The 25,450-nt window shown below is 63.0% G+C and carries 20 protein-coding genes; 11 read left to right on the forward strand and 9 right to left on the reverse strand.

What is annotated here, in order from left to right; all coding sequences use genetic code 11:
* Window positions 1-7 precede the first annotated feature (7 nt).
* The 3 genes from L8V00_RS02965 to L8V00_RS02975 form a co-directional block, all read right to left on the reverse strand.
* A complete protein-coding gene (locus L8V00_RS02965; RefSeq protein WP_049050497.1) occupies window positions 8-382 on the reverse strand; it encodes a DUF308 domain-containing protein in 375 nt (124 codons plus the stop codon).
* A 113-nt stretch (window positions 383-495) separates the two neighbouring features.
* Window positions 496-2,214, reverse strand: coding sequence for a DEAD/DEAH box helicase (locus L8V00_RS02970; RefSeq protein ID WP_035003754.1), 1,719 nt, complete (start codon window positions 2,212-2,214; stop codon window positions 496-498).
* Complete coding sequence (locus tag L8V00_RS02975; RefSeq protein ID WP_005295046.1) at window positions 2,211-2,453, reverse strand: DUF3039 domain-containing protein; 243 nt, start codon at window positions 2,451-2,453, stop codon at window positions 2,211-2,213. Before L8V00_RS02975 ends, L8V00_RS02970 begins: the two co-directional genes overlap by 4 nt.
* Window positions 2,454-2,512: 59 nt before the next feature.
* On the opposite strand from L8V00_RS02975, the gene L8V00_RS02980 reads away from it, so the two are divergent.
* The 6 genes from L8V00_RS02980 to galE all read left to right on the forward strand — a co-directional run bounded on the left by L8V00_RS02980 (window position 2,513) and on the right by galE (window position 8,332).
* A complete protein-coding gene (locus tag L8V00_RS02980) occupies window positions 2,513-2,950 on the forward strand; it encodes a DUF3099 domain-containing protein (protein ID WP_237746254.1) in 438 nt (145 codons plus the stop codon).
* Window positions 2,951-2,995: 45 nt separating this feature from the next.
* Window positions 2,996-4,660, forward strand: a complete 1,665-nt coding sequence (locus tag L8V00_RS02985; protein WP_269944173.1) for a DUF7782 domain-containing protein — start codon at window positions 2,996-2,998, stop codon at window positions 4,658-4,660.
* 67 nt (window positions 4,661-4,727) lie between these two features.
* On the forward strand, window positions 4,728-5,198 hold the full coding sequence (gene dtd, locus L8V00_RS02990) for a D-aminoacyl-tRNA deacylase (protein WP_269944174.1): 471 nt from the start codon (window positions 4,728-4,730) through the stop codon (window positions 5,196-5,198).
* A gap of 232 nt (window positions 5,199-5,430) precedes the next feature.
* Window positions 5,431-6,462 carry a sigma-70 family RNA polymerase sigma factor gene (locus L8V00_RS02995; protein ID WP_370646254.1) on the forward strand — a complete coding sequence of 344 codons (1,032 nt, stop codon included), beginning with the start codon at window positions 5,431-5,433 and terminating at the stop codon, window positions 6,460-6,462.
* Window positions 6,463-6,561: 99 nt separating this feature from the next.
* Window positions 6,562-7,284, forward strand: coding sequence for a metal-dependent transcriptional regulator (locus tag L8V00_RS03000; protein ID WP_035003749.1), 723 nt, complete (start codon window positions 6,562-6,564; stop codon window positions 7,282-7,284).
* Window positions 7,285-7,297: 13 nt separating this feature from the next.
* On the forward strand, window positions 7,298-8,332 hold the full coding sequence (gene galE, locus L8V00_RS03005) for a UDP-glucose 4-epimerase GalE (RefSeq protein ID WP_192816638.1): 1,035 nt from the start codon (window positions 7,298-7,300) through the stop codon (window positions 8,330-8,332).
* Here the strand turns inward: galE and L8V00_RS03010 are convergent.
* Entirely contained in the window at window positions 8,289-9,788 is a 1,500-nt protein-coding gene (locus tag L8V00_RS03010) for a DUF4192 domain-containing protein (protein WP_269944175.1), read from the reverse strand. The genes galE and L8V00_RS03010 overlap by 44 nt on opposite strands.
* 217 nt (window positions 9,789-10,005) lie before the next feature.
* Here L8V00_RS03010 and L8V00_RS03015 point away from each other — a divergent pair, with 217 nt between their 5' ends.
* Both L8V00_RS03015 and L8V00_RS03020 read left to right on the forward strand, forming a co-directional pair.
* Entirely contained in the window at window positions 10,006-11,025 is a 1,020-nt protein-coding gene (locus L8V00_RS03015; RefSeq protein ID WP_269944176.1) for a PAC2 family protein, read from the forward strand.
* Between the two features lie 6 nt (window positions 11,026-11,031).
* Window positions 11,032-13,590, forward strand: coding sequence for a DEAD/DEAH box helicase (locus tag L8V00_RS03020; RefSeq protein WP_269944177.1), 2,559 nt, complete (start codon window positions 11,032-11,034; stop codon window positions 13,588-13,590).
* A 32-nt stretch (window positions 13,591-13,622) separates the two neighbouring features.
* On the opposite strand, the gene L8V00_RS03025 is transcribed toward L8V00_RS03020, so the two are convergent.
* Both L8V00_RS03025 and L8V00_RS03030 read right to left on the reverse strand, forming a co-directional pair.
* The gene (locus L8V00_RS03025; RefSeq protein ID WP_035003739.1) at window positions 13,623-14,585 is read right to left on the reverse strand and encodes a hydrogen peroxide-inducible genes activator; all 963 of its coding nucleotides are present in this window, start codon (window positions 14,583-14,585) and stop codon (window positions 13,623-13,625) included.
* A 71-nt stretch (window positions 14,586-14,656) separates the two neighbouring features.
* Window positions 14,657-16,735, reverse strand: coding sequence for a neutral/alkaline non-lysosomal ceramidase N-terminal domain-containing protein (locus L8V00_RS03030; RefSeq protein ID WP_269944178.1), 2,079 nt, complete (start codon window positions 16,733-16,735; stop codon window positions 14,657-14,659).
* A gap of 249 nt (window positions 16,736-16,984) precedes the next feature.
* Between L8V00_RS03030 and hrpA the strand changes: the two genes are divergently transcribed.
* Window positions 16,985-20,986 (forward strand): ATP-dependent RNA helicase HrpA, encoded by a 4,002-nt coding sequence (gene hrpA / locus L8V00_RS03035; protein WP_269944179.1) that lies wholly within the window; start codon window positions 16,985-16,987, stop codon window positions 20,984-20,986.
* A 13-nt stretch (window positions 20,987-20,999) separates the two neighbouring features.
* On the opposite strand, the gene nrdR is transcribed toward hrpA, so the two are convergent.
* Together nrdR and L8V00_RS03045 are read right to left on the reverse strand one after the other, a co-directional pair.
* The gene (gene nrdR / locus L8V00_RS03040; protein ID WP_035003731.1) at window positions 21,000-21,491 is read right to left on the reverse strand and encodes a transcriptional regulator NrdR; all 492 of its coding nucleotides are present in this window, start codon (window positions 21,489-21,491) and stop codon (window positions 21,000-21,002) included.
* A 90-nt stretch (window positions 21,492-21,581) separates the two neighbouring features.
* Window positions 21,582-21,965 carry a hypothetical protein gene (locus L8V00_RS03045; RefSeq protein WP_035003728.1) on the reverse strand — a complete coding sequence of 128 codons (384 nt, stop codon included), beginning with the start codon at window positions 21,963-21,965 and terminating at the stop codon, window positions 21,582-21,584.
* A gap of 333 nt (window positions 21,966-22,298) precedes the next feature.
* On the opposite strand from L8V00_RS03045, the gene lexA reads away from it, so the two are divergent.
* Complete coding sequence (lexA, locus tag L8V00_RS03050) at window positions 22,299-23,099, forward strand: transcriptional repressor LexA (RefSeq protein ID WP_035003725.1); 801 nt, start codon at window positions 22,299-22,301, stop codon at window positions 23,097-23,099.
* A gap of 60 nt (window positions 23,100-23,159) precedes the next feature.
* On the forward strand, window positions 23,160-23,957 hold the full coding sequence (locus tag L8V00_RS03055) for a DeoR/GlpR family DNA-binding transcription regulator (RefSeq protein ID WP_035003720.1): 798 nt from the start codon (window positions 23,160-23,162) through the stop codon (window positions 23,955-23,957).
* A 27-nt stretch (window positions 23,958-23,984) separates the two neighbouring features.
* Here the strand turns inward: L8V00_RS03055 and hflX are convergent, their stop codons facing one another.
* On the reverse strand, window positions 23,985-25,439 hold the full coding sequence (gene hflX / locus L8V00_RS03060; RefSeq protein ID WP_035003718.1) for a GTPase HflX: 1,455 nt from the start codon (window positions 25,437-25,439) through the stop codon (window positions 23,985-23,987).
* Between the last annotated feature and the right edge of the window lie 11 nt (window positions 25,440-25,450).

Here is a 25,450-nt window from a genome sequence, read left to right on the forward strand (position 1 = left end):
TTCTGCACTAGTTCTGGTTGTTCTTCACGCAGTCGGAGAACTCCGTGCCACGCAGATCCTCGCAACCCTCCATGCTCTTCATGGCCACCTGGGTGAAGAAGATCGCGATAGCCATGGCCAATACCCCCAGCACCAGTCCGATAATCGCGTAACTGCGCTGCGTGCCCCGGCGGTTCGCGATGACCACCGATGCGATTCCCACCAGGATCGCCACCGCTGCCACCACGATGCCGATCAGGGGGAACATCGCCGCCGGTATAGACAGGATGCCCACGATCAGGGCGGCCAGACTCAGCCCGCTGACCTTGCGCGGCGCGATCTTCTGGAGTTCGACCTCCTGCGCGTTGGACTTATCCAGATCGATGTAGTCTTCTCGAGCCATCGTGCCGTTTCCTTCCCTCCGGGATCGCTTGCCTCTAGGCATCCGGCGATACACCGCCGTTGCTTGCCGCGGTGTATCTTACCCCACTTTCCCGGTGTCCCCCTTATCCATCCTCACCAGTCTCTTAGGTAAGCAATGCGGTCGCGCAGCTGCTGTGCCGTGCACAGCGCCGTGGACGGCCCGCCGCAATTTCTCCGCGCATCGTTGTGAATCTGCCCGTGCGGCTTACCGGTGCGGGCGGACTTCATAGACACCAGGGCGTTCAACTCCTTGCGCAGGGCCGGGAGTTCCTCGCTGGCCACGCGCTTATTGCGCAAGTCCGCGCCACTGCCCTCTTCGGCCGGCCTCTGCTTCTCCTGCTTGCGGCGCTCTTCCTCTTCCTTCGCCCGCGCGTCCAACTGCTCGGCTTGGCGCTGACGCAGCAACGTACGCATCTGTTCGGCGTCCAGAAGACCGGGTAGGCCAAGGTATGCCTGCTCCTCCTCCGACCCGCTCAAGGTGGCCGTGCCGTAGGTCGAACCGTCGTAGATGAGGCTGTCGAGCTCGGCCTCGGCGCCGACGGACTCGTAGCCCTTGTCCTCTTCCGGCTCGTTTTGCTCCTGGTTGGCTTGTTGTAGGAGTTGGTCGTCCCAGCCCTCGTTCTGTCGGTGGGGCTTGCCGAGCACGTGGTTGCGCTGCTGCTCCATCTTGGAGGCTAACTCGAGGAGTACGGACACACTGGGGAGGAAGATTGACGCCGACTCCCCCGGCCGCCTGGAGCGCACGAAACGGCCGATGGCCTGAGCGAAGAACAGTGGTGTGGAAGAAGATGTGGCGTACACGCCCACGGCCAAGCGCGGCACGTCCACGCCCTCGGAGACCATGCGCACGGCCACCATCCACTCGTCGGTGCTGGCGGAGAACTCCTTGATGCGTTCGGAAGCCCCCGCCTCGTCGGAGAGCACCACCGTCACTGGGGTGTTGCTGATCCGCTCCAGAATCCGCGCGTAGGCGCGCGCCGTGGTCTTGTCGGTGGCGATCACCAGGCCACCCGCGTCGGGAATGGTCTCGCGCAGCTGCTGCAGGCGCGTCTGCGCGGCATTGAGTACGGCGGGGATCCAGTCGCCCTTGGGGTCCAGCGCGGTGCGCCACGCCCGCGCGGTCTGCTCTGCGTTCAGCGGCTCGCCCAGGCGTGCCTCAAACTCCTCGCCGGCGGAGTTGCGCCAGCGTGCCTGGCCGGAATAGGCCAGGAACACCACCGGGCGGACGACTCCGTCCTTCAGCGCATCCGCGTAGCCGTAGGTGTAGTCGGCGGAGGACACGAGTGCGCCGTCGGCGCCCTCCACGGCTTCGTAGCGCACAAAGGGGATCTGGGAATCGTCGGAGCGGAAGGGCGTACCCGTCAGCGCGAGGCGGCGTTCCACGTGCTCGTAGGCCATGCGCACGCCGTCTCCCCAGCTTTTTGCGTCGCCGGCGTGGTGGATCTCGTCCAGGATCACCAGCGCCTTCTTGGCGGTGGCTACCTGGTAGTGCTTCGTAGGCTTCATGCCCACCTGGGCATAGGTCACGCACACGCCGTCGTAGGCGTTGTTGAACGGCGAGGAGTTGGTGAACTCGGAGTCAAGCGCGATTCCCCGCTCCGCGGCGGACTGCGCCCACTGCACCTTCAGGTGTTCGGTGGGCACCACGATAACCAGCCGGTCCACTGCACGGGTATCCAGTAGCAACCGTGCAATCGTCAGGGCGAAGGTCGTCTTACCCGCACCCGGGGTCGCCACGGCCAGGAAGTCCTTCGGGCTGGCCTCGACGTACTTGTTCAGTGCCTCCTGCTGCCATAGGCGGAGGTGCTTCACTTCTTGCGCAGCCCCTTGTAGATCTGCTCGCAATCCGGGCAGACAGGCGATCCCGGCTTGGCCTGCTTGCGCACAGGGAAGGTCTCGCCGCACAGAGCCACGACCAGCTTGCCCATCACGGCGGATTCGACGATCTGGTCCTTCTTCACGTAGTGGAAGAACTTCGGTACATCGTCATCCGTCGTCGTATCCGTGTTGACTTCGGGGCGCTCAATCGTTGTCGTACTTGGGTTACTCACAGTTCACCATCATGCCCCTGAATCTGCTTGTTTTCCAGCTGCGTACTAGCGTTAGGTCTATGGCTGATGCACGAAAAAGGAAAACGGGAGGTGAATCCCGGACCAAGCGAGCTTCACAGGTGGAAATTATCACCGATGCCAAGAGTTCGCGTTTGCAGGGATGGCACCACCGTCGCAGGCTTTACGCCGTGCTGCAGCTTCTGCGCATTCCCATCCTCGCCCTCGCCGCGTTGGTGATGTTGCTCACCCATAACGCCGCCCTCGCGGTGTGCGTGGCGGCGGTAAGCCTGCCTCTGCCCTGGATCGCCGTGCTGCTAGCCAACGAATCCGGCCAGGTGGACGAGACCACGAACAAGGTCTACAAGCCTGCCCTCGTCCGTGAGCAGCGTCGTGCCCAGCGCGCTGCTCTTGCCGGGGAGACTTCCCGCCCCATGCTGGAATCCAACTCCTCGCACCCGGAGATCATCGAGTACAACCCCGATCAGTCCTCTTCCTAACGCCGATCTAGCGCCCAACTAGCACTGACTCATCAAGGAACTTCAATGCCCGACTTTCCCCTGTGCACGCCCGGTAAAGCCACTGAACAGCTGGTTCGCACCCTAGTCGAGCGAGGATACGGCTCTGTGTTGATCTTGGAGGCGCTCGGCGTGGAGGGAGTGGCCGCCGCCCAATCGGGTTCGCCCGCGGCCGCCACATGGCACCTGTCGCGGCGCGGGTCCGCGGCCGCCCAGCTCGTCGCTGCTGTCTATTTACGACGCCCCCAGCCTGCCGCCTTCTTCCGGGATCTCATCGGGGCCGAGGTGACCTCCGGCTTGGTGGCGGAGAATGCGCTGATCCCCGTGGAGCAGCAATCCGCGCAAGACGCAGATGACAGTGCAGAATTGCTACGCCTGAACCTGGACATCCGGCCTGTCCACCACCCGGCTCACGGTGACACGGAGGTGCTGGTGCTGTCGGATCCGGACGCTTCCTTGGAAGAGCGCGTTCCCGGCCCGGGCCACGTTCCCGGAGTCGGCAACGCTCCCCTGTCACTGCTCAACTCCATCCCCCAGCTGCCTGCAGATGCAAGGGTGCTGGATCTCGGCACGGGCTCCGGCGTACTCGCATTGGTGCTGGCCGCCAACGCCGGAGCCGAGCCGCCAAAAATTTTTGGCAGCGACATCCACGCCCGCGCCCTGGATTACGCCCGCGTGGCCGCCGCTGCACAAGGCCTGGAATCACCGCTGGTCAACTGGGTGCAGGGCTCCTGGTTCGAGCCCTTTAGTGCTCAGTCCACCAACGCTGGCGCCTTCGACGTCATCGTCGCCAACCCTCCCTTCGTCATCGGCCCTTCCGTGGATCTGGATGCGGAAGAAGGGCACGTGTACCGCGACTCCGGCCTGCCACTCGACGCAGCCAGCAAGCTAGTGGTCGAACAATCAGTTCAGCACCTGGCGCCGGGAGGCCACGCGCACCTGCTGATCGGCTGGGCGATCGGCGAGGAAGGCAGCAATGCTGCCAGCTCCGCCGCCGAACGGATCCTCGGCTGGCTGCCCGACGAGGGCGCCCGCGCCTGGGTTTTGCAGCGCGACGAGGTGGACGTTGCCACTTACGTGACCACCTGGCTGCGCGATGAAAGCATCGATCCCCGGAGCACCGCGGGCCAACTACGAACCACGGAATGGCTGGACTTCTTCGCCCGCCACCAGATCACCCGCATCGGCCTGGGCTGGATCCACATTGAAAAGTTCGAGGGTGCCACCGAGCTGACCGTCGAGTCGCTCGACCATGCGCTACCGGCCGGGGCGTACCTCGGCCTGGAGGCCGCCCAGTGGTTCGCTCGCTGCCGGTGGATCGACCAGCTGGAGGTTCCCGGCCGCTCCCCTGCCACAGCGGTGGCGGAGAGCCGCTACCGGCTGGGACGGGGCGTCATACTAGAAAAAACAGCGAGCGCCACCGACCAGGGGTTCGGCGACGAGAGCGCGCGACTAACCCGCATCGACGGCCCGGGCTGGTCGCACGAGGTCGACGGTGTGCTGGCAACGATTCTGGCAGGGCTCAGCTGGGAGGGGCTAAACCTGCGCGACGTGGCCGAGTTCTATCACGCGGTGCACGGCGACGAGCTGGGGATCAGCGCCGAGGAGCTGGTGGATCAACTGGTGCCGATCGCGGTGGACCTAGTGCGGCACGGAATGATCGTGCCGGAAGATTTGCGTGATCTGTACTAGAGGCAACCTCTAGAACCTGGATGCTCTAGAACCCGGAAAAATTTTTTGGAAGGAAGGCAGAACAACGGTGAAAGCAGTAGTGAGCACAGTCAGCAGTGCAGAGGTGACCGTGGACGGCGAGGTCGTCGGATCGGTACAAGGCCCAGCTCTGCTGGCCCTCGTCGGCATCGGCGTGGCCGACATTGCAGACGAGAGCGTGGCAGAGGCGGCAGTGGAAAAGATGGCGCGAAAGATCGCCGAACTGCGCCTACTGCCCGCTGCTGGCGAGCCATGGGATAGCCCGCGCAATCACTCGGTTGAGGAAGTGGGCGGGCAGATTCTACTGGTCAGTCAGTTCACGCTCATGGGCGAGACAAAGAAGGGGCGGCGACCTTCCTGGGCGAACGCGGCACCGGGCGAGGCCGCGCAACCGGTGTTCGACCACATCGCCGAACTACTGCGCCAGCGGGGAATAGTTGTAGAAACAGGCCGATTCGGAGCCATGATGAAGGTCTCTAGCGTAAACGAGGGGCCGTTCACCGTGCTGGTAGAAACGTAGACCGGCCCGCACCGACCCGCATTTCGCCAGTTAGAAGGGCATATTAGCGACCGCATCTGCGGCGAAACGCGACGCTAAACCCTATTGCGGGGGTAAGCACGGTTCCCTCCTAGGGGGTGGGTGGGGAACAATTCATCGAAGATGTCCGTTAACCCCTTAGAGCTTCGGCACAAAACGAGAAAAATCTTGAAGAGCTTGAGCGCTATCGAGCCACGGGAGGCACACCAGCACTATGAAAAACTCCATGATTGATGACGAGTACAACGGCATCAACAGCGGTAGGGGCAACGGCGGTTCGGCCGACGATAGCGATAAAAAGGAAGACAAGGGTCGGCGGCGCGGAAACAACGAGAATCCTTCGGCGGACTTGGTTCGCGTTTACCTCAACGGCATCGGCAAGACCGCGCTGCTGACCGCCGAGGACGAAGTCGAACTGTCGAAGCGGATCGAAGTAGGCCTGTACTCCGAGTACCTGCTGGCCAACGCCGAGAAGCTCACCCGCGCAAAGAAGCGCGACCTGAAGGTTCTCGCCCGCGAGGGCAAGGCAGCCCGCAGCCACCTGCTGGAGGCAAACCTGCGCCTGGTCGTCTCCCTAGCGAAGCGCTACACCGGCCGCGGAATGCCGCTGCTGGATCTCATCCAGGAAGGCAACCTGGGCCTGATCCGCGCGATGGAAAAGTTCGACTACACCAAGGGCTTTAAGTTCTCCACCTATGCAACGTGGTGGATTCGCCAGGCCATCACCCGTGGCATGGCCGACCAATCCCGCACCATCCGCCTTCCCGTCCACCTCGTCGAGCAGGTCAACAAGCTGTCCCGCATCAAGCGTGAGATGTACCAGCAGCTGGGCCGCGAAGCCACGAACGAAGAGCTGTCGGAGGAGTCCGGCATCGAGGAGTCCAAGATCGAGATGCTGCTGAAGCAGTCCCGAGATCCGGTGAGCCTGGACATGCCAGTCGGCAGCGACGAGGAAGCCCCGCTGGGCGACTTCATCGAAGATTCCGAGGCGACTGACGCGGAAACCGCCGTGGTTGCTTCCCTGCGCCACTCCGATGTGCGCGCAGTCCTGGGCACCTTGGAGGAGCGCGAGCAGGACGTGATCAAGCTACGCTACGGCCTGGATGACGGGATGCCCCGCACGCTGGACCAGATCGGCCGTCGCTTCGGGCTGTCCCGCGAGCGCGTCCGCCAGATCGAACGCGAGGTCATGGCGAAGCTGCGCGAAGGCGACCGGGCGGACAAGCTGCGCGAGTACGCGGTTTAACCCCGCTGTAGAACCAGTACCTACACTTCTGCCCCGCTCCCAATGTGGACGGGGCTATAATCGTGAGAAGTCAACAAGCACAGAAAGGGCGTAGCGCACGTGAGGGATCTCGTCGATACCACTGAGATGTATCTCCGAACGATTTACGAGTTGGAAGAAGAGGGCATCCCACCGCTGCGCGCCCGTATCGCCGAGAGGCTCGACCAGTCCGGTCCGACCGTGAGCCAGACCGTCGCCCGCATGGAGCGCGACGAACTTCTGACCGTCGAGAAGGATCGCTCCCTAAAGCTCAGCGCGCAGGGGCGCGCACTGGCCACCGCCGTGATGCGAAAGCACCGCTTGGCAGAGCGCCTGCTTACCGACGTGATCGGCCTGCCGTGGGAAAAGGTGCACGACGAGGCTTGCCGTTGGGAACACGTCATGGGCGACGAGGTCGAGGTCCAACTGGTAAAGGTGCTCAGCGAATACGCCACCTCTCCTTTCGGCAACCCGATCCCGGGGCTGGACGAGCTGGTGGAGGGCATCCCGGAGGCCGAGCGCGCGGAGATGCTGGAGAAGGTTAACGCCCTGCAGGAGGGAACCTCGCAGCGCGCCTCCGACATTGAGCCATCGGAGCCGATCCAGGTGAAGATCCTCAGCATCAACGAAATCATCCAGGTCGAGTACAAGCTGATGGCTAAGTTCCATGCGCTTGACATGCGCCCGGGCAGCGTTGTGAGCCTGGTTGCCACCGAGGACGGCCTGGAGTTCAGCAACGACAACGGCGCCATGGTAATTCCGGAAGAACTCGGCCACGCCGTGCGAGTGGAGAAGGTTAGCTAATCAGTGCGGTAGCGTGGGGCATGTGAGTAGCATCGATCTTTCCTCTTCTGCCCTATCCCCTTCCTCCCACATTGTCGTCACCGGCGGTGCCGGATATGTCGGCAGCGTGTGTGCCAGCGTGCTGCTGGAACACGGCTTCCGCGTGACGGTCGTCGACGACCTGTCCACCGGCAACGACTACGCCGTGCCAGAGGGCGCTACCTTTGTTCAGGGTGACATCCGCGACGTCATTTCCGACGTCTTCGCAGCCGGTGACGTTGCCGCCGTGATGCACTTCGCCGCCCGCTCTTTGGTCGGCGAGTCGGTGGAAAAGCCGGACATCTACTGGCACCACAACGTGGGAACCAGCTTGTACCTGCTGGATCAGATGCGCGAGCACGGAGTGCAGAACCTCGTGTTCTCCTCCACCGCCGCTACCTACGGGGAACCCGAGCAGGTTCCGATTACAGAGGATATGCCCACCGCCCCCACCAACCCCTATGGCGCATCCAAGCTGGCGATCGACCACATGATCACCTCCTATGCCAACGCTTACGGGCTGGCCGCGACTTCCCTGCGCTACTTCAACGTCGCCGGCGCGTACGGCGACATTGGGGAAAACCACAAGGTAGAGACGCACCTGATTCCGCTGGTGCTGCAGGTAGCCCTCGGCCACCGGGAGCACATCTCCATCTTCGGCACCGACTACCCCACCGCTGACGGGACTGCGGTGCGCGATTACATTCACATTCGGGATTTGGCGGACGCACACCTGCTAGCCGCGGCCTCTAACGCTGCCGGCCAGCACCGCATCTTCAATCTCGGCTCCGGTGATGGTTTTAGCGTACGCCAGGTGATCGACACCTGCCGCGAGGTAACTGGCCACCCGATTCCGGCCGTGGAATCCCCGCGCCGTGCAGGCGACCCCGCCACCCTCATCGCCTCCTCCGCCAAGGCGAAGGCCGAGCTCGGTTGGAACCCGACCCGCTCCGACCTGCATACGATCATTTCGGATGCCTGGGCGTTTAGCGGACAACTGGGTGATAGGTTGCATTCCGCACAGCGTTAACCGCGTCCCAGTCCACAGTCTGCAGTAGGCGCTCGTATTCCCAGGCGAGATCAAGCCCGGCGTACTCCCGGACTGTGATGTAGCTGCGCTCCGGAACCCACCCGGCTCCTTCCGACTCGCCAGAATCGTCCGTATCGCCTTGGCTGCGCGGATCATCTGGATCCTCCGCCGCGTCCAGATCCATCTGCACATTCGCCATGACCGTACATGCCGCGCGCACGGCCTTGGACAGCAGCAGCTTGATCTTGCCCCTCTGGTGCGCGTCCAGCGCCGCGATCGCGATGTCCGCGGTGAACTCATCCAAGGCACTGAGCTGTGGCTGCATATCGGACTCATCGGCATCCTCCACGCCACGCAAAATGTCTTCCAGCGCTGCTTCGGGGTCGGCAGCCAGCGCAGCCGGATCGTCGGCGTGCTCCAACAGATCCAGCTTCGCGCACGCATCCTCGGTGTAGAGGTCCGCCTCGAGCTCCTCCAGCAGGCGCGTAAGCGTGTGGTAGGCCAGCACTCCTTCGTCGTTAGCCGACGCCACCAGTGCCAGAATCAACATCACCCGTCGTCGCACCGATCCCGTCGTCCGCCGCGCGGTACTTGCCAACATCTCCCGCAGGATGGCGCTGTTTACACCGAGCGACCATGCGATAACTACCGTGTGCAGAAATTCGTCGCAGCAGATCGCGGCGAGGCTATCGATCAGGTACTCGTCTTCGCACTCCTCCTCCAGCACTCGCTGGCCTTCCGCCACGGCAGCCACCCCGACTAGTACCTGGATCAGGTCGACCGTCGTGGCTTCCCCGCGATCCTGCAACATCCAATCCGGTGCTGCGATGTTCGCGGGATCTAGCCAGCGTTCCATTTCCTCTCTGTCGCCCATGCGGCGCGCACCACTGAGTGCGCTGATGTCCGCCAGCTCGTTGGTTTCCACGCTGGCGACAGTGCCCGTCTCGCCGTCCAACACGTCAGTCCATGCCTCCCCCGTCGCAATTCGCGACACCTCCAATGCCGACTGAACTTCCACACATCCGTCCTGGAGCTGCTTGATGGCGGAGGCTACACAGGCACGCAGGCGGTCATCCATGTCGCCGATGGTGAGGATGATGGCCTCTGCCGCTGGGGCGTCACAAAGAATATTGATGAGACCGCGAGCCGCTTCGGTCACGGCTGCGGGGATAAGGTCGCAGCGTAGGACGGGGCCGATGCGGAAACGGCGGTGGTTCTCTGGCAGCGGGGCGGGGCCGGTAGTGCCGGTGTTGATCGGTTCGGTGGGTTCGGTGGAGGCGACGAGGCCGATGATGACCATCGAATCGACGGGCGGGAAGCCCAACAGCGACGGAATGGCCGCAATGAGCTTTCCTTTGTCGGCCCCGAGGTGAACCGAGGGAGCTGGCGTAGCGGAGGTGGCGGGCGCGGGAATAGATTGTGCGTTCTGATCGTTGTGTTCTGGTGAGTTGCTCATACCGCAGATACTCGCCGAGAAAAATTTTTGACGCGGCCGCGGAGGCCGCTGGACTAGGCGTTGCCCCAGGGACCTGTGGATAACTCAAAACTGTGAATACAGCTTTCTAGCTGTTCGAAATACGCGCCGTCTCGGGCTAGGTTGTCCGAACTGCCTGATAGGCTTGGCAGACAGTGCTTGGTTGGACAAGGGTTCCGCCGGAAGGGAGAGCGAAACTATGAATGGTCGCCACGAGCGCAAGGCCGCGGGTCGGATGTACGAGATGGAATACCCGGCTCCGATCCAGTTCGACCGCCCCTCCATTGCGGACGCTACCGCGGGGCTTGGCGGCGCTGAGGACGGCGCCGAAGAGCTACCGATGCTGGTCGCGCTGCAGGGCTATGCCGACGCGGGACAGGCCGTTTCCAGCGCCAGCTCCCACCTGCTAGCCGCCCTGGAACACAGCCCAGTGGCCTCGTTCAAGGTAGACGAGCTGATCGATTACCGCTCCCGCCGGCCCGGTGTGACCATCGATAACTCCAAGGTTGTGGATAGCGACGATGTGCGCCTGGACCTGCACCTTGTGAAGGACACGCAGGGTCGCCCATTCCTGCTGCTCAGTGGACTCGAGCCGGATCTGAAGTGGGGCGCGTTTAGCGATGCCGTGGTGGACCTGGCCCGGCGTGGCCAAGTAGGCATGGTTGCCTCCCTATACTCAGCGCCGATGACGGTGCCGCACACCAGGCCGCTGGTGATCTCCGCGCACGCTTCGGATTCCTCGCTGATCCAGGACTTCCACACCTGGGACTCCCGGATGATCGTCCCGGGCGCGGCCGCGCTGGAGACGGAGAAGAAGCTGAACCGCCACGGATTCGAGACGATCGGGCTGACCGCCCACGTACCGCACTACATTGCGACCTCGGACTACCCGGAGGCGACGCTGCGCCTACTGCAGGCCTTCGGGGAAGTCGCGGACCGCGACCTGCCGCTGAAGGCGCTGGAGAAGGAACTGGAGCGGGTGCAGCACCAGCTGCAGGACCAGGTGGAGGACTCCCAGGAGATCGCCACGGTCGTCAGCGCCCTCGAGCACCAATACGACGCAGAGATGGAACGCATGCGTCGCAAGCGAGAGAACAACCTGCTGAAGCCGGGCCAGGACATCCCAACCGGCGAAGAGCTGGGCGCGGAGTTCGAGGCGTTCCTGCAGAACATGTCCGACGAGAACCGCGCTGACTCCGACGAGCAAGAGGATAACTAGAAAACAGTGGGTATTGCCGCCGAACTAGCAGAACTACTTCCGGACCTGGACGAGGTTCCAGAGTCGCTAATCGACGACGCAATTCTGGAATCCTTCCTCGGCTGGACGCGCGACCGCGGCATTAGCCTCTACCCCGCCCAAGAGGAGGCGGCCACCGCGCTGGTCGCCCAAGACAACGTCATTCTGGCCACCCCCACCGGCTCGGGCAAGTCCATGGTCGCCATCGCCGCGCACTTTATCGCCATGGCACGCAAGCAGCGCAGCTTCTACACCGCGCCGATCAAGGCCCTGGTGAGCGAGAAGTTCTTCGACCTTTGCCAAACCTTCGGCCCGGAGAATGTCGGGATGATGACTGGTGACGCCACAGTGAATGGTGGGGCACCGATCATCTGCGCCACCGCCGAAATCGTTGCCAACATTGCCCTGCGCGATGGTGCGAAGGCGAAGATCGACCAGGTAGTGATGGACGAGTTTCACTACTACTCCGAGCCGGATCGCGGCTGGGCCTGGCAGGTTCCGCTGCTGGAACTCCCCAATGCGCAGTTTCTTTTGATGAGCGCCACCCTGGGCGATACGAAGTGGCTGGAGGATGACCTCACTGAGCGCACGGGCCGGCAGACCACCCTGGTGACGGGCACCACCCGGCCCGTGCCGCTGGACTTTCACTACGTCTACACCCCCGTCCACGAGACGGTGGAAGAGCTGATCAGCGACGGCAAGTCGCCGATCTACATAGTCCACTTCACCCAGCGCGAAGCCATCGAGCGTGCCCAGGCCTTGACCAGCATGAAGCTGGTGAACGACGAGGCAAAGGCCGCCATCGCCGAGGAGATCGGCGACTTCCGCTTCACCTCCGCCTTCGGCAAGACCCTTTCCCGCCTGCTGCGTAAGGGCATCGGCGTGCACCACGCGGGTCTGTTGCCGAAGTATCGTCGCTTGGTCGAGCGGCTATCCCAGAAGGGCTTGCTGAAGATCATCTGCGGCACCGACACCCTGGGCGTGGGCATCAACGTGCCGATCCGCACCGTACTGATGACGGGGCTTACGAAGTACGACGGGGTGAAGCACCGCGTGCTGAAGTCCCGGGAGTTCCACCAGATCGCTGGACGTGCGGGCCGAGCGGGCTACGACACGGAAGGCACCGTCGTGGTCCAAGCCCCGGAACACGAGATCGAAAACTTCCGCCTCCGTCAGCGCGCGGGAAGCGACCCGAAGAGAATCAAGAAGCTGCGCAAGCGTTCGGCGCCGGAAGGCCAGGCGACCTGGAGCGAGTCGACCTACGAGCGGCTCACCCACGCGGAGCCGGAGGAGCTGACCAGCCAATTCCGCATGAGCAACTCGATGCTGCTGAACGTGGTCGCCCGCGACCAGTGGACCTTTGAGTCGCTCAAGCACCTGTTGCGCACCAACCACGACACGCGATCGAAGCAGAACAAGGCCATCCTGCGAACGATCGAGCTGTATCGCGGGCTTATCAACGCCGACGTTGTCGAGGAGTATGCGGCCGATACGCCCAGCGGCAAGGATGCACGCCTGACCGCGGACTTAAGCCGCGACTTCGCGCTGAACCAGCCGCTCTCCCCCTTCGCTTTGGCCGCCCTGGAGCTGCTGGATCCGGAGTCCGAAACCTTCGCCCTGGACGTCATCTCGACGTTTGAGGCCGTGCTAGAGGATCCCCGACAAGTGCTTATAGCCCAGCAGAAAGCGGAGCGGGGTGAGGAGATCGCGGCGCTAAAGGCAGAGGGCGTCGATTACACCGAACGCATGGCCATCGTCGAAGACATCACCTGGCCCATGCCGCTGGCCGACGAGCTAGACCAGGCATACGACACCTTCTGCGAGGGAAACCCGTGGGCCCGGGACTTCCAGATCAGCCCGAAATCCATCGTGCGTGACATGGTGGAAAAGGCCATGACCTTCTCCGACTTCGTGTCCACCTACGGGCTCGGCCGCTCCGAGGGCGTGGTGCTGCGCTACCTGACGGACGCTTACCGCACGCTGGAGCACTCGGTGCCGGAGAGCTACCGCTCCGAGGAGTTTGACGACATCCTCGTGTGGCTGGGCGAACTGATCCGCCAGGTCGATTCCTCCCTCATCGACGAGTGGGTGCAGATGGCCGACCCGGATGCCCCGCTGACCGAGGATCAGGTCGCCGAGCACGCCTATGGGGTGGAGGATACGAACCTGCTGTCCGCCAACCCGCAGGCTCTGACCCGCATGGTACGCAACTACTTCTTCCGCCACGTGGAGCTCTTCGCCTTCGAAAAAGAGCGCGAGCTTGCGGAGATGGACGAATACCTGGACTCGCCGCCGGACTGGCCCGCCGCGATGGACGACTACTTCGACGAGTATGCGGATGTTGGTGTGGACGCCGCCGCGCGGTCAAATAAGAACATCCTCATCAAGCGAGGCACCGGCTCCGAGGCCGGAAGCTGGTTCGTCCGTCAGATCATCGACGATCCGGAAGGCGACCACGGCTGGGCGCTGGAAGGTGTGGTGGACCTCGCCGCGACGGACGAGGCCGGTGAGATCCGCCTGTCGGAGCTCACGATCGTGCAGGGATAGCCCGCAGGTTTAACCCCGGGCTAACCACTGGCTTAGAGGTAGGTCTCCAGCACGCGGCGGCTATCCTTCGCCACGTGGTTGAAGGACTGCGCCACGATCTCCCCCAGCGCCGCATAGTCGTCGATGCGCGTGGAGCTGGAGCGGTAGGCCATGCCGATCGTACGGCCGGCGCGCACGGCACCGCCGGCGAACGTCGCCAGGGAAATTCCCGGGCGCTGGCACTCCACGGCCACCGCGGACAGCGGCACCAGGGTCGCACCCAAACCGGCAGCTACCAGCTGGATTACCGTGGACAGGCTTGCGGCGCGGGTCACGGAATGGCGCGGGTCGTTGGCCATGTCCACGGTGCGACACAGCTCCAGGATCTGGTCGCGCAGGCAGTGCCCGTCGTCCAGCAGCAACAGCTCGATGTTCTTCAACTCGTCGACCGCCAGGTCCTTACGACCGGCCAGAGGGTGGCCCTCAGGCAGAACCAGCACGAACTCTTCGGTGTACAGGTCAACGGTGTTCAGTCCGCCGCCTTCGCCCGGCATGCCGAGAATGGCAACGTCGATCTTGCCCTGGCGTAGTGCGTCGACCAGCAGCGGGGACTTTTCCTCCACGATGCGCGGCTCCAGCTTCGGGGCAACGTCGTTAACCGTGTGCAGCACGTCGGGCAGGATGTACGGCGCGACGGTGGGGATCATGCCGATGGCCAGCGAGCCGACCAGGCCGCCGTGGGCGCCGCGGGCGTGGGTGACGAAGGTCTCCAAGCTCTCCAGCGTCGCCTGCGCGAATGGCAGCAGTCCCCGCCCCACCGGGGTGACGATGACCTTGCGAGTGGATCGTTCGATCAGCTGCACGCCAAGCCCCGCCTCCAGCGCTGCCAGCGCTTGAGACAGCGACGGCTGGGAGATCCCCAGGTGCGAGGCGGCGGTGCCGAAGTGACCGTGTTCGGCGATGGTCACGAAGGTACGTAGTTGGGCAACTGTTGGTCGATACTCTCTTTGAACCACGTCCTCAACTCTACAGCAATTATTAGAAAAGTATAATTACAACCGGAAAAATAAGTACCTTTGCCCTATATCTAGCTCACCTGTAGTTCAGCGGTCCCCTCGAAGGGCGAAAGCTTGCCCAGGAAGGCCTTCCAATCGCCCTTGAGGCGCACGGTGTATTTGCCGGGCTGCACATCGCGTGTGCCCCACTCGACGGTGGTGCGTGTCTGCCCGAAAGAATTCTCGAAGGTGATTAGAGTGTTCTCGCTAGAGTCGTCCGCGACCACCTTCCCGCTGGCGTCCTCGATCGTCACGTAGCCCTCGCCGTGGCGCATGTCGTTGTTCGGGTTCGCGCCTACAAATACCACCCGCGCCTGCGAGCCGGCCTTCACCTCCCTGGGCGCTTCCAGCACCTCGCCGAACTTCTTGCCCGGCGGCGGCGCATCCATCCAGTTGTCGCTGCCCGGCACATTCGGGATCAGCCCCGTCAGATCACCCGCGGGCTGCCCGACCTCCACGGGCTTGCCCTCCTTGAGGGCGCGGGCCATCTCGTCGAGCACGTCCTGGAACGCGGGCAGCTGATACTGGCCGAAAATCGTCGCACCGCCCTCGTAGTTCTGCGCCTCGTACTCTTCGGGCGTGGTGATGTAGTGGCCGTAGGCGTTGGTGTACCCCTGTACCACGATGGTGTTCTCAGGCACGCCCAGCGCCGCTGCCACGGTGCGCTTCATGCGCAAGCCGCTGGTGACCGTTGGCTCGAAGCCGAGGCTCACCAGCACAAACGAGCCCAGGCGGTGGATCGTGAACGGGTGAACCTGCTGGATCATGCCGTCGATGTAGCCCATCGGCAGCAGGCCCTCCTTCGGGCCGTGGATATCCTTGATCTCCTGGGGCGAAAGGAAGTTGTTGAGGTCGCGCACCCACGGATTACCACCGCGCTCGCCCTCATTGAAGCCCAGGATGGGCACACCGCCGCCGTCTTCCTGCGAGGACGCAGCAAAAGCCGCCCCCAGAATCGCCGGCCCCAGCTTGTGCTCCTTCTTGTCCGGGGTAAAGCGCGGGCTGGCTACCAGCTGCGGGCAGTTCACCCATCGCATGCGCCCGTCGATACCACCTGCTGACCAGTCCTTGCCTAGGTCATTGGTCGCCGCCATCATCCGCTCGCCGAGGATCTGCGCAGATTCGCGCTCGTCTGCTCCCGGCCCGGAGTTGGGCGTCAATCCCATATTCGGCGTGATGTCACCGGGCGTCATGTTGGCGAAAGCAGCGACAAACGGCGCATCTTCGGGGTGGCGGTGCACCACTCCGTGAGCTTCCTCGGTCGCCCAGGCGGCGTACCCCTTGTTGTCGCCTGCGATGTGCTTGTACTCCGCGCCGAAGCTCGTCGGGTGCAGCGAGTACCAGTTGATCAAGCCGACCTGCTTGCCACCGCGCGAAACATGGAGGGTCACACTGCGGGTGTCCACCCCGTTGGGTAGCGCCTTCTTGTCCTCTTCGGGGTTGCGGTCCCACGAGGTCTTTGACCTATTGACGCCCGCATCAGCGACCGTCGTCTCAGCAACCGTGACGTCTGAAGGCTGGATGTCCGCGTGCGCTCGTTCAATGGCGGTAACAATGCCCGCCACCGTAGCCTCGAAGGTCTTCGGACGGAAGCCACCGTGGGTGATGTCGACCATCAGGTGCTGAGACGTGCCGCCTGGAGCCACGTGAGTGTGGGTGGCCGTAAGCACGACGTTGGTCTGGTCGTACAGGTCCCCGAACTTCTCCTTGAGGCGGCGGAGCACCTCCAGGTGGATGGACTGGAACATCAGCCCAACGTCGCAGGTGACGTGGACGAAACGGGAGTTGTCGCGGTTGGCGTCAACAAAAATAAACGCGCGGGCGTACTGGCGGCGCTGAATACCGACGGTCTTCTGCTCGTCCACGGCGTAGCCGAACATGCCGGCGCCCCAGGGCTCGCCGGTCATGTCCGCCAGACCGCGGCCGACGTGGAAGCCTCCTCCACTGCCGCCACTAGCTTCCTGCGCGCTTGCTCCGGGCGCACCGGCGGAGGCCCAGAGTACGGTGCCGGATACCGCAGCCATTCCACGGAAGAAGTTGCGGCGGCTGAGCTGGGACTTCAGCGGGTTCTGCAGATCGTTCGGGGTGGCGTTCTGGCCGTGTTCACACATGAGGTCTCTCGTTTCTCAAAACTACTTAAAAAGTTAGATTGTTTTGACTAGCGAAAGACTAGACCGAATCCATGGGGCTGCGGGATAGTTTGTGTATATTAAGCAAACATTTATGGTCCTCTAATCTTGTTTGGGGGTAAAAACTGTTCAGGGGTGCAGGTTCCTCCTCTGGAGGCTCATTGCTAGAATCGGCCTGTTCAGCCCCGTAAACACGGGGAAATTCTGGCAAGCGAGACGGGTGATTCACACATGACGGACGCGCACGGGTCGGCCTCCCCCACCAACGAAGGCCGCGCCCAGGGCAAGCCGCAGGGGCGCAGGCGCTCCCGGCGACGCTCAAACAAGCGCCGCCGCCCGCAATTCATCCGCACCATTCCGCCGATTACCTACCCCGACCTGCCGGTCTCCGAGCGGCGAGAAGACATCAAAAAGGCCATCGAGGACAACCAGGTGGTCATCATCGCCGGTGAAACCGGCTCGGGTAAGACCACCCAGATTCCCAAGATGTGCCTGGAACTCGGCCGCGGACGCACCAAGGTCATTGGTCACACCCAGCCGCGCCGCATCGCGGCCCGCAGCGTGGCCGAGCGCATCGCGGAGGAACTTGACCAACAGATCAGCGACGATACTTCCCTGGTCGGCTACAAGATCCGCTTTGACGATACGATCTCGAAGCACACCGCCGTAAAGCTCATGACCGACGGTGTGCTGCTCAACGAGATCCAGCGCGACCGCCTCTTGCGGGACTACGACACGATCATCGTCGACGAGGCCCACGAGCGCAGCCTCAACATCGACTTCCTCCTGGGCTACCTGAAGCAGCTGCTGCCGAAGCGGCCGGACTTGAAGGTCATCATCACCTCCGCGACGATCGACCCCGAGAGCTTCGCGGAGCACTTTGCGGACGCTTCCGGTTCCCCCGCCCCCATCATCGAGGTCTCGGGGCGTACCTACCCGGTGGAGATTCGCTATCGCCCGCTCGTGACGGAACGGGAGAACCCGAAAACCGGCGAGGTCATCGAGGTGGAGACCGACCCCCTGGACGGACTCGTCGCTGCGTGTAAGGAACTGATGCGCGCCGGCGAGGGCGACATCCTGTGCTTCTTCTCCGGCGAACGCGAGATCCGCGATGCCGCCGAGGCACTGGAAGGTGAGTTCGCCGGCGCCGGCGGGGCACGCAAAGTAGACGTGTTACCGCTGTTCGGCCGCCTTTCGAACGCCGAGCAGCATCGTGTGTTCCGCACCGGGCCACGCCGCCGCATCGTGCTGGCCACCAACATCGCGGAAACCTCGCTGACGGTTCCTGGCATCCACTACGTCGTGGACACTGGCTATGCCCGCATCTCCCGCTACTCCAACCGCACCAAGGTTCAGCGCCTGCCGGTGGAGCCCATCAGCCAGGCCAGCGCCAAGCAGCGCTCCGGCCGCTCGGGCCGCATCGCCGACGGCATCGCCATCCGCCTGTACTCCGAAGAGGACTTCGAGGCGCGCCCCGAGTTCACCGACCCGGAGATCCTGCGCACCCACCTGTCCAGCGTGATCCTGTCCATGGCCGCCCTTGGCCTAGGCGATATTGAACGCTTCCCGTTCCTGCAGGCACCCGACAACAAGTCCATCCGTGACGGTGTAGCTCTACTGCAGGAGCTCGGAGCGTTGGCGTCAACAAAGGACGCAGCGCTTACCCCCATCGGCCGCGACATGGCGCGCATCCCCACCGATCCGCGGCTCGCGCGCATGCTGGCGGCCGGGCATGCGAACAACATCATCGAGCCCATCGCGGTCATCGTATCCGCCCTGTCCATCCAGGACGTGCGCGAGCGGCCCCTGGAAAAGCAGCAACAGGCTGACGAAATGCACGCGCGTTTCAAGGCGAACTCCGACTTTGTGAGCCTGCTGAAGCTCTGGAACTACCTGCAGGAACAGCGCCAGGAGCTGTCCGCGAACAAGTTCCGCAAGCTGTGCCAGCGGGAGTTCATCCACTATGTGCGCGTCCGCGAGTGGATGGATCTGGTGCGCCAGATGCTTTCCGTCGTGCAGGATCTAAGCTGGAAGATTCCGAATATTCGCCACGTGAGGGAGCTCGTTTTCGAGCCGGAGGCGATCGACGAGGATCTGGTTCACAAGTCCATCCTTACCGGCCTTTTGACACACGTGGGAATGCGCGAAGGCAACTCCAAGCAGTTCACCGGCACCCGCGGCTCGCACTTTGTGGTGCACCCTTCCTCGCACGTGTCCAAGAAGCCCCCGCAGTGGCTTATGGCCGCTGAGCTGGTGGAAACCTCGCAGGTGTTCGCCCGCACCGTAGGGCCCATCGACCCGAGCTGGATCGAGGCAATCGCCCCGCACATGGTGAAGTACAACTATTCCGAGCCGGTGTGGTCGTCCTCCCGCGGGGCGGCAATGGTGCACGAAAAGGTGCTGCTTTTGGGGTTGCCGATCGTCGCCGACCGGATGGTCAATGCGTCGAAGGTGGACCGGGCATTGGCGCGCGAGTTGTTCATTCGGCACGCGCTTGTGGAGGGCGATTGGAGAACCCGCCACCATTTCTTCGCCCACAACCAGAAGCTTCTCTCCGAGGCGACCGAATTGGAGGACAAGGCTCGCCGCCGCGACATCGTCGTCGACGATCAAGCGCTCTTTGATTTTTATGACGCCCGCTTGCCAGAAAAAATCGTTTCCTCCCGGCACTTTGATTCCTGGTGGAAGAAGGCTCGCCATAAAGACCCGCACCAGCTTGATTTCACGCTCGACGCGCTGATCGACTCGGAGGAAGCCGCGAAGGCTGCCGATGAGTTCCCCGACGTGTGGCGGCAGGGCAGCCTGGAGTTCGAGCTCAGCTATGTCTTTATGCCTGGCGACCCGGACGACGGCATGACGATGCGCGTGCCGATACCCCTGCTGGCGAACGTCTCCGAACCGGAAACTCGCTGGTTGGTGGCCGGTATGCGGGAGGAGCTGGCGATCGCCCTTATCCGTTCCCTGCCCAAGCCTTTGCGCACGAGTGTGGTGCCCGCCAGCAACTTCGCCGCTGCTGCTCTGCGTCGGATGGTTCCCTTTGACGGGGAGTTTGGGTTTGCGCTGGCCGAGGCGCTGCGCGAGCTCGGCGGCCAGGGGATCTCCGCACAGGACTTCGACTGGTCGCGAGTTCCCGGGCACTTGCGCATGCAGTTCGCCGCCATCGACCGCCGAGGAAACGTGATCGAGAAGTCGCGCGACCTGCAGTACCTGCAGAACAAGCTGGCCGGGCAGGTCACGTCCGCGATTGCGCAGGCCGCCGCGCGTTCCAAGACCGCTGCCCCGAGCGATGTGGCGCAGCATACGCCGTCGCGCCGGAAGGGGTCGAAGAAGCAGGCCGGAACGTCCACCGGTGTGCTGGCCACTGCAGATGAGTGGACCGTGGATGGCATCGGCGTACTACCGGAAACGGTGGAAACGGTGGTGGATGGTCAGACCCTCAACACCTACCCTGCGATCGTCATCTCTAAGCGCGGCGCAGAGGGGGCAGCCAAGGACCGGGTGACCTTGAAGGCCTTCCCCACCAAGCAGGCGGCGGACGGCCAGCAGTTTACGACGGTGCTGAACATGATGGTTGCGGCCTGCACGGTGTCGCCGAAGCAGATGATCAAGGGGCTGCCGCTGCGCCAGCGGGTGGCTATGGAGAATACTCCCGGTGGCGTGGACGGCCTGGTGAACGACGTCGTGGCTCTCGCGTGCCGGGACATGCTGATGAAGCTGGGGCCGGTGATCCGCGATCCGGAGAAGTGCGAGGAGGTCGTTGGGACTGCACGATCCCAGGGGCCGGGCCGGGTGCGGCAGTATGTCGTTGCCCTGGCTCCTGCGGTGCTGGCGGTAGCCGATATGTCAGCGGAGCTTAAGGGCTGGTCGGGCGAGGCTATCGACGATATGCGCGCACAACTCGACTTCTTCTTGGGCAAGCACGCTATCGCTCGTAATGGCATTGAGCACATGCGCCATGTTCCGCGTTATGTGGAGGCGATGCGTGCACGCCTGGAGCTGATGAAGACGGATCCGGACAAGGAGGAGGATCTGGACGATGAGGTCCAGGAGGCCTTCGAGTTATTAGAAAAGACCAAGAAGCGCCTACCTACTGCGCGGGCTGCCTCGCCGCAGATTAAGGAGGTGCGCTGGATGATCGAGGAGCTCCGGGTCAGCCTCTTCGCCCAGAACCTCGGCACGGCTCATTCGGTTTCCCTGCAGCGAATCCGGAAGAAGCTGGAGAAGATTCGCTAGGTTATCCTCGCCGCTAGTTTTCTTCGTCGGTGGGTTCCAGTTGAGGCTCAGCTAGGGCGTGGCGGTGCGCCCGCAGGGATTCGATCTCCTGCTCGAAGTCTTCGGCGCAGTTGAAGGACTTATACACCGAGGCAAAGCGCAGATATGCAACCTCGTCTAGGGTGCGCAACGGGTCGAGGATCGCCAAGCCGATCTGGTTAGCGGGGACTTGTGACCCATGTGCCACGCGCACTGCCTGCTCCACCTCGTGTGCAAGGCGCTTCAAAGCGTCATCAGAGACGTCTCGCCCTTGGCATGCCCGCCGAACGCCCTTGATGACCTTTTCCCTGCTGAACTCCTCGGTCACCCCGTTTCGCTTGACCACCAACAGGACGGATCTTTCGATGGTCGTGAAACGCGTCTGACACTCGCTGCACTCACGGCGGCGGCGAATGGATACGCCCATTTCGATAGAGCGCGAGTCGACTACGCGGGAGGATTCAGAACTGCAAGAGGGGCACAACACGCCACCCAGCTTAGTCCTTCACCTCAACGGGACAGAAGATACAGAAGCTACAGACGCGACAGATTTGTTCGCCACCTAGATGGATCCTCCTTAAGGGATCAGCATGGGCGCGAGGCCAACTAGTGCGGACATTGCCCCCAAGGACACCATGGTCGCACCCGGAGAGTGAACCACGCGATCCACACGCGCCCGAATCGCCTCGATACGGTTCGGCTGTACTTCGAACACCCTTTCGTTAGCGCCCGAAATCCGCGCAGCCCTCTCCCTGGATATCGAACGGGCTACCGGCGCCGTAGAGTAGCCGTAGGTGTTCGATTTGCGCCCCTCACTCACCTGATCCCAATCCGGCTTAAGCACCCGCGGCTGGCGCAGCGGGGCTACCCGATCGTGGCGCGTCACCCGGGCGCGCGTGGCAGAAGAACGGAAGGTCGCAGACTGGCGAGACGTTGCAGGGCGTACGATCGAGGTGGTCATCTACTTACTCCTTGGTGTATTGGCGGCATATCAGCAGCGCATCGGCGCCACCTTCGAGGCGGTGCACAAGACTTGCTTCGCTGCGATTCACAGTGAACCATCTGCGCCAGACATGTTGTGGATAATTAATAGAACACTAGATCACGTGTTCTAATTCCGGTTACACTCAGAAATTTAGCACGCCCGTTCGAACGTGTCTAGCGGAATCTAAACTTTTTCGAACACACACACTAGAAATTCTCCTTTTATCGGGTAAAGTCGATTGAGACAGCTGAAGCGAACAGCTACTGCCGAGTACCGAATCCACACCGAATACCGAGCGAGGTAGATCCCGTGAGCACCGACGATTCCACCGATAGCCCCACACCGCGCCCGCGGCTTGGCCGCCCGCCGAAGTCGGAAGCCGACAAGCGTGCGGAGAAGCAGGCCCAGAAGGATGGCCAGAAGCCTGCCTTGAGCACCCGCCAGCGCCGCATTCTGGAGGTCATTAAGGATTCGACGGTCATCCGTGGCTATCCACCGAGCATCCGCGAGATTGCGGACGCAGTGGGGCTGCACTCCACATCTTCGGTCTCCTACCACCTCACCCAACTCGAGAAGCGCGGCTACCTTCGCCGTGATGGCAAGCGCCCCCGCGCCGTCGACGTGCGGGCATTCGACGGTGGCCAGCTGGGCAACGAGGGCACGAAGAACAACACCAGCAAGCCCAAGGCCAACGCTTCGGCTCCGGAGCCGGCCGCCGACGGCGAGATCATGCCGGAGGCAACTTACGTTCCGGTCGTCGGCCAGATCGCTGCCGGCGCCCCGATTCTCGCGGAGCAGAACGTCGAAGCCCACTTCCCCCTCCCTCAGGAGCTCGTGGGCAACGGCGAACTCTTCCTGCTTCAGGTCGTGGGCGAGTCGATGCACGACGCGGGCATTTTCAACGGTGACTGGGTTGTCGTCCGCTCGCAGTCTGTCGCCGAGTTCGGCGACTTCGTGGCGGCAATGATCGACGGGGAGGCAACGGTCAAGGAGTTCCAAAAGGATTCCGACGGCCTGTGGCTGATCCCCCACAATCCGCTGTTCGAACCCATTCCCGCCGAGGAAGCGACGATCCTGGGCAAGGTCGCCGCGGTCCTGCGCAAGATCTAGGTTCCCCCCATTGGTTCTGACGCCGCCGTTTCCCACCCGCAAGCAACTAAAATGACGCTTATGGAATCAGCAGAACGGCGCCGTCAGATACTCTCCCTCACCGCCATTCACGGCAGGGTAACTGTGAATGAGTTGGCGGAGAAGTTCGGCGTCACCGCAGAAACAATTCGCCGCGACCTAGCGGTCCTCGACGACGGCGGCGAGCTCTTCCGCGTCCACGGCGGCGCCGTACCCGTACAGAACTTCCGTACGGACTTCACCACGCTCGCCACCAGGTCGAAGGCCGCCCTCGGGGCCAAGCGCGCAATCGCCCGGGCAGCGGTGCAGCTGCTGCCACCCTCTGGAACCGTGTTCATCGACGCAGGCACCACCACGGGCGTATTCGCCGAAGCAATCGCGGAAGCCAACGCAACGAACGACCCGAAGCTCATGGCGCCGAAGCTGAACATCGTCACGAACTCGTTGTTCATCGCCACTACCCTGGCGGAATCCTCGCGCTGCGATGTGCAGCTGATCGGCGGGCACGTCCGGGCGGCCTCCCAGGCCGTCGTCGGCGACCTAGCCACCCGCGCCCTCGGTGTACTACATGCGGACGTGTCCTTTATCGGCACCAACGCGCTCACCATCGACCACGGCCTATCCACCCCAGATGCTCAAGAGGGGGCAATCAAGCGCGCCATGGTCGCCAACTCCGATTCGGTAGTCGCCCTGTGCGATTCCACCAAGTTCGGCCTCGATTACCTCGTCAGTTTCGCCAGCATCGATGACATCGCCGCCATCGTCACCGACCGCGGCGCCCCCGAGCCGTACGTCAACGAACTAAGAAACTTAGGCATCGACGTCACCTTTGCCGACTAGCTCCGCCCGACTAGCTCCGCCGACTAGCTACTCAGTGACGACAAATTCCTCCAGCTCGGCGGCGACCACCTTCGGCAGCCGGACGTCCAGCTTGGTTCCGGCCGCGTCGTAATCCTCCGCAATCACCGTTCCCAGCTCGTGGACCTTGGCCACCACATCGCCACGGTCAAATGGAACGTGCAGGGTCACGTGAGAATCCAGCGAGTTGAGGAACAACTCCAGCTGGGCCTCCAATTCCGGAATGCCCTCCCCTGTCTTCGCGGACACATACACGGCATCCGGAATGCGGTGCCGCAGCTCCGCCAGCACCAGCGGGTCGGCTGCGTCGATCTTGTTGATGACCAAGATCTCCGGCGGCGCCTCCTGCCCGGATTCCTCCACGATCCCACCGATCACGGTGTTCACTGCCTTGATCTGCTCCAGCGGGAACGGGTCGGAGCCATCCACAACGTGCAGCACCACATCGGCGGCCAGGACTTCCTCCAGAGTGGAACGGAACGCCTCCACCAGCTGCGTGGGCAGGTGACGGACGAAGCCCACCGTGTCGCTGAACACCACTGTGCGACCGTCCGCCAGGCTCGCGCGGCGCGTCGTCGGATCCAGGGTGGCGAACAGGGCATCCTCAACCAACACACCCGCACCCGTCAGTGCGTTAATCAGGGAGGACTTGCCCGCGTTCGTGTATCCCGCAATCGCGATCTGAGGGATGGCCGAGGCGTCACGCCGCTCTCGCTTGACCTCGCGGGAGGTCTTCATCGCCGCAATCTCCTTGCGTAGCTTCGCCATGTCGGAACGCAGGCGGCGGCGATCCGCCTCGATCTTCGTCTCACCCGGACCGCGCAGGCCCACGCCGCCGTTGGATCCCGCACGACCGCCGGCCTGCCGGGACAGCGCGCCACCCCAGCCGCGCACGCGGGTGATGAGGTACTCCATCTGCGCCAGCGAGACTTGCGCCTTGCCTTCCTTGGACTTCGCATGCTGGGCGAAGATATCCAGAATTAGCATGGTTCGGTCGATCACCTTGACGTCCAGTGCCTTCTCGAGCGCGATCATCTGGCCCGGGCTCAGCTCACCGTCGCAGACCACCGTATCGGCGCCGGTTTCCTGCACCACGGACTTCAGCTCCTCGACCTTGCCGCGGCCGATGTAGGTTCCGGAGTCGGGCTTGTCGCGCCGCTGGTAGAGCATCTCCGCCACCTCGGAGCCTGCGGTTTCGGCTAGGGCTCGCAGTTCCTCCAGGCTCGCCTCCACCTGCGCGATCGTCCCGGTGGTCCACACGCCGACCAGCACGACCTTCTCCAGCCTCAGCTTGCGGTACTCAACGTCGTAGCCGTCGGACTGTTCGTCTGTGTAGGTATTTACTCCGCGGGATAGCCGTCGGAGGCTCGAGCGCTCCTCCAGATCGAGCTCGCCGACCGTGGGCGCCGCGTGCGAATCATAAAGGTGTGTAGTGTGTTCGGTTTTATCCGTCTTTTCCGTCATTACGCTCTATT

It is taken from the genome of Corynebacterium evansiae (genome assembly GCF_027570065.1).
Lineage (GTDB): Bacteria > Actinomycetota > Actinomycetes > Mycobacteriales > Mycobacteriaceae > Corynebacterium > Corynebacterium evansiae.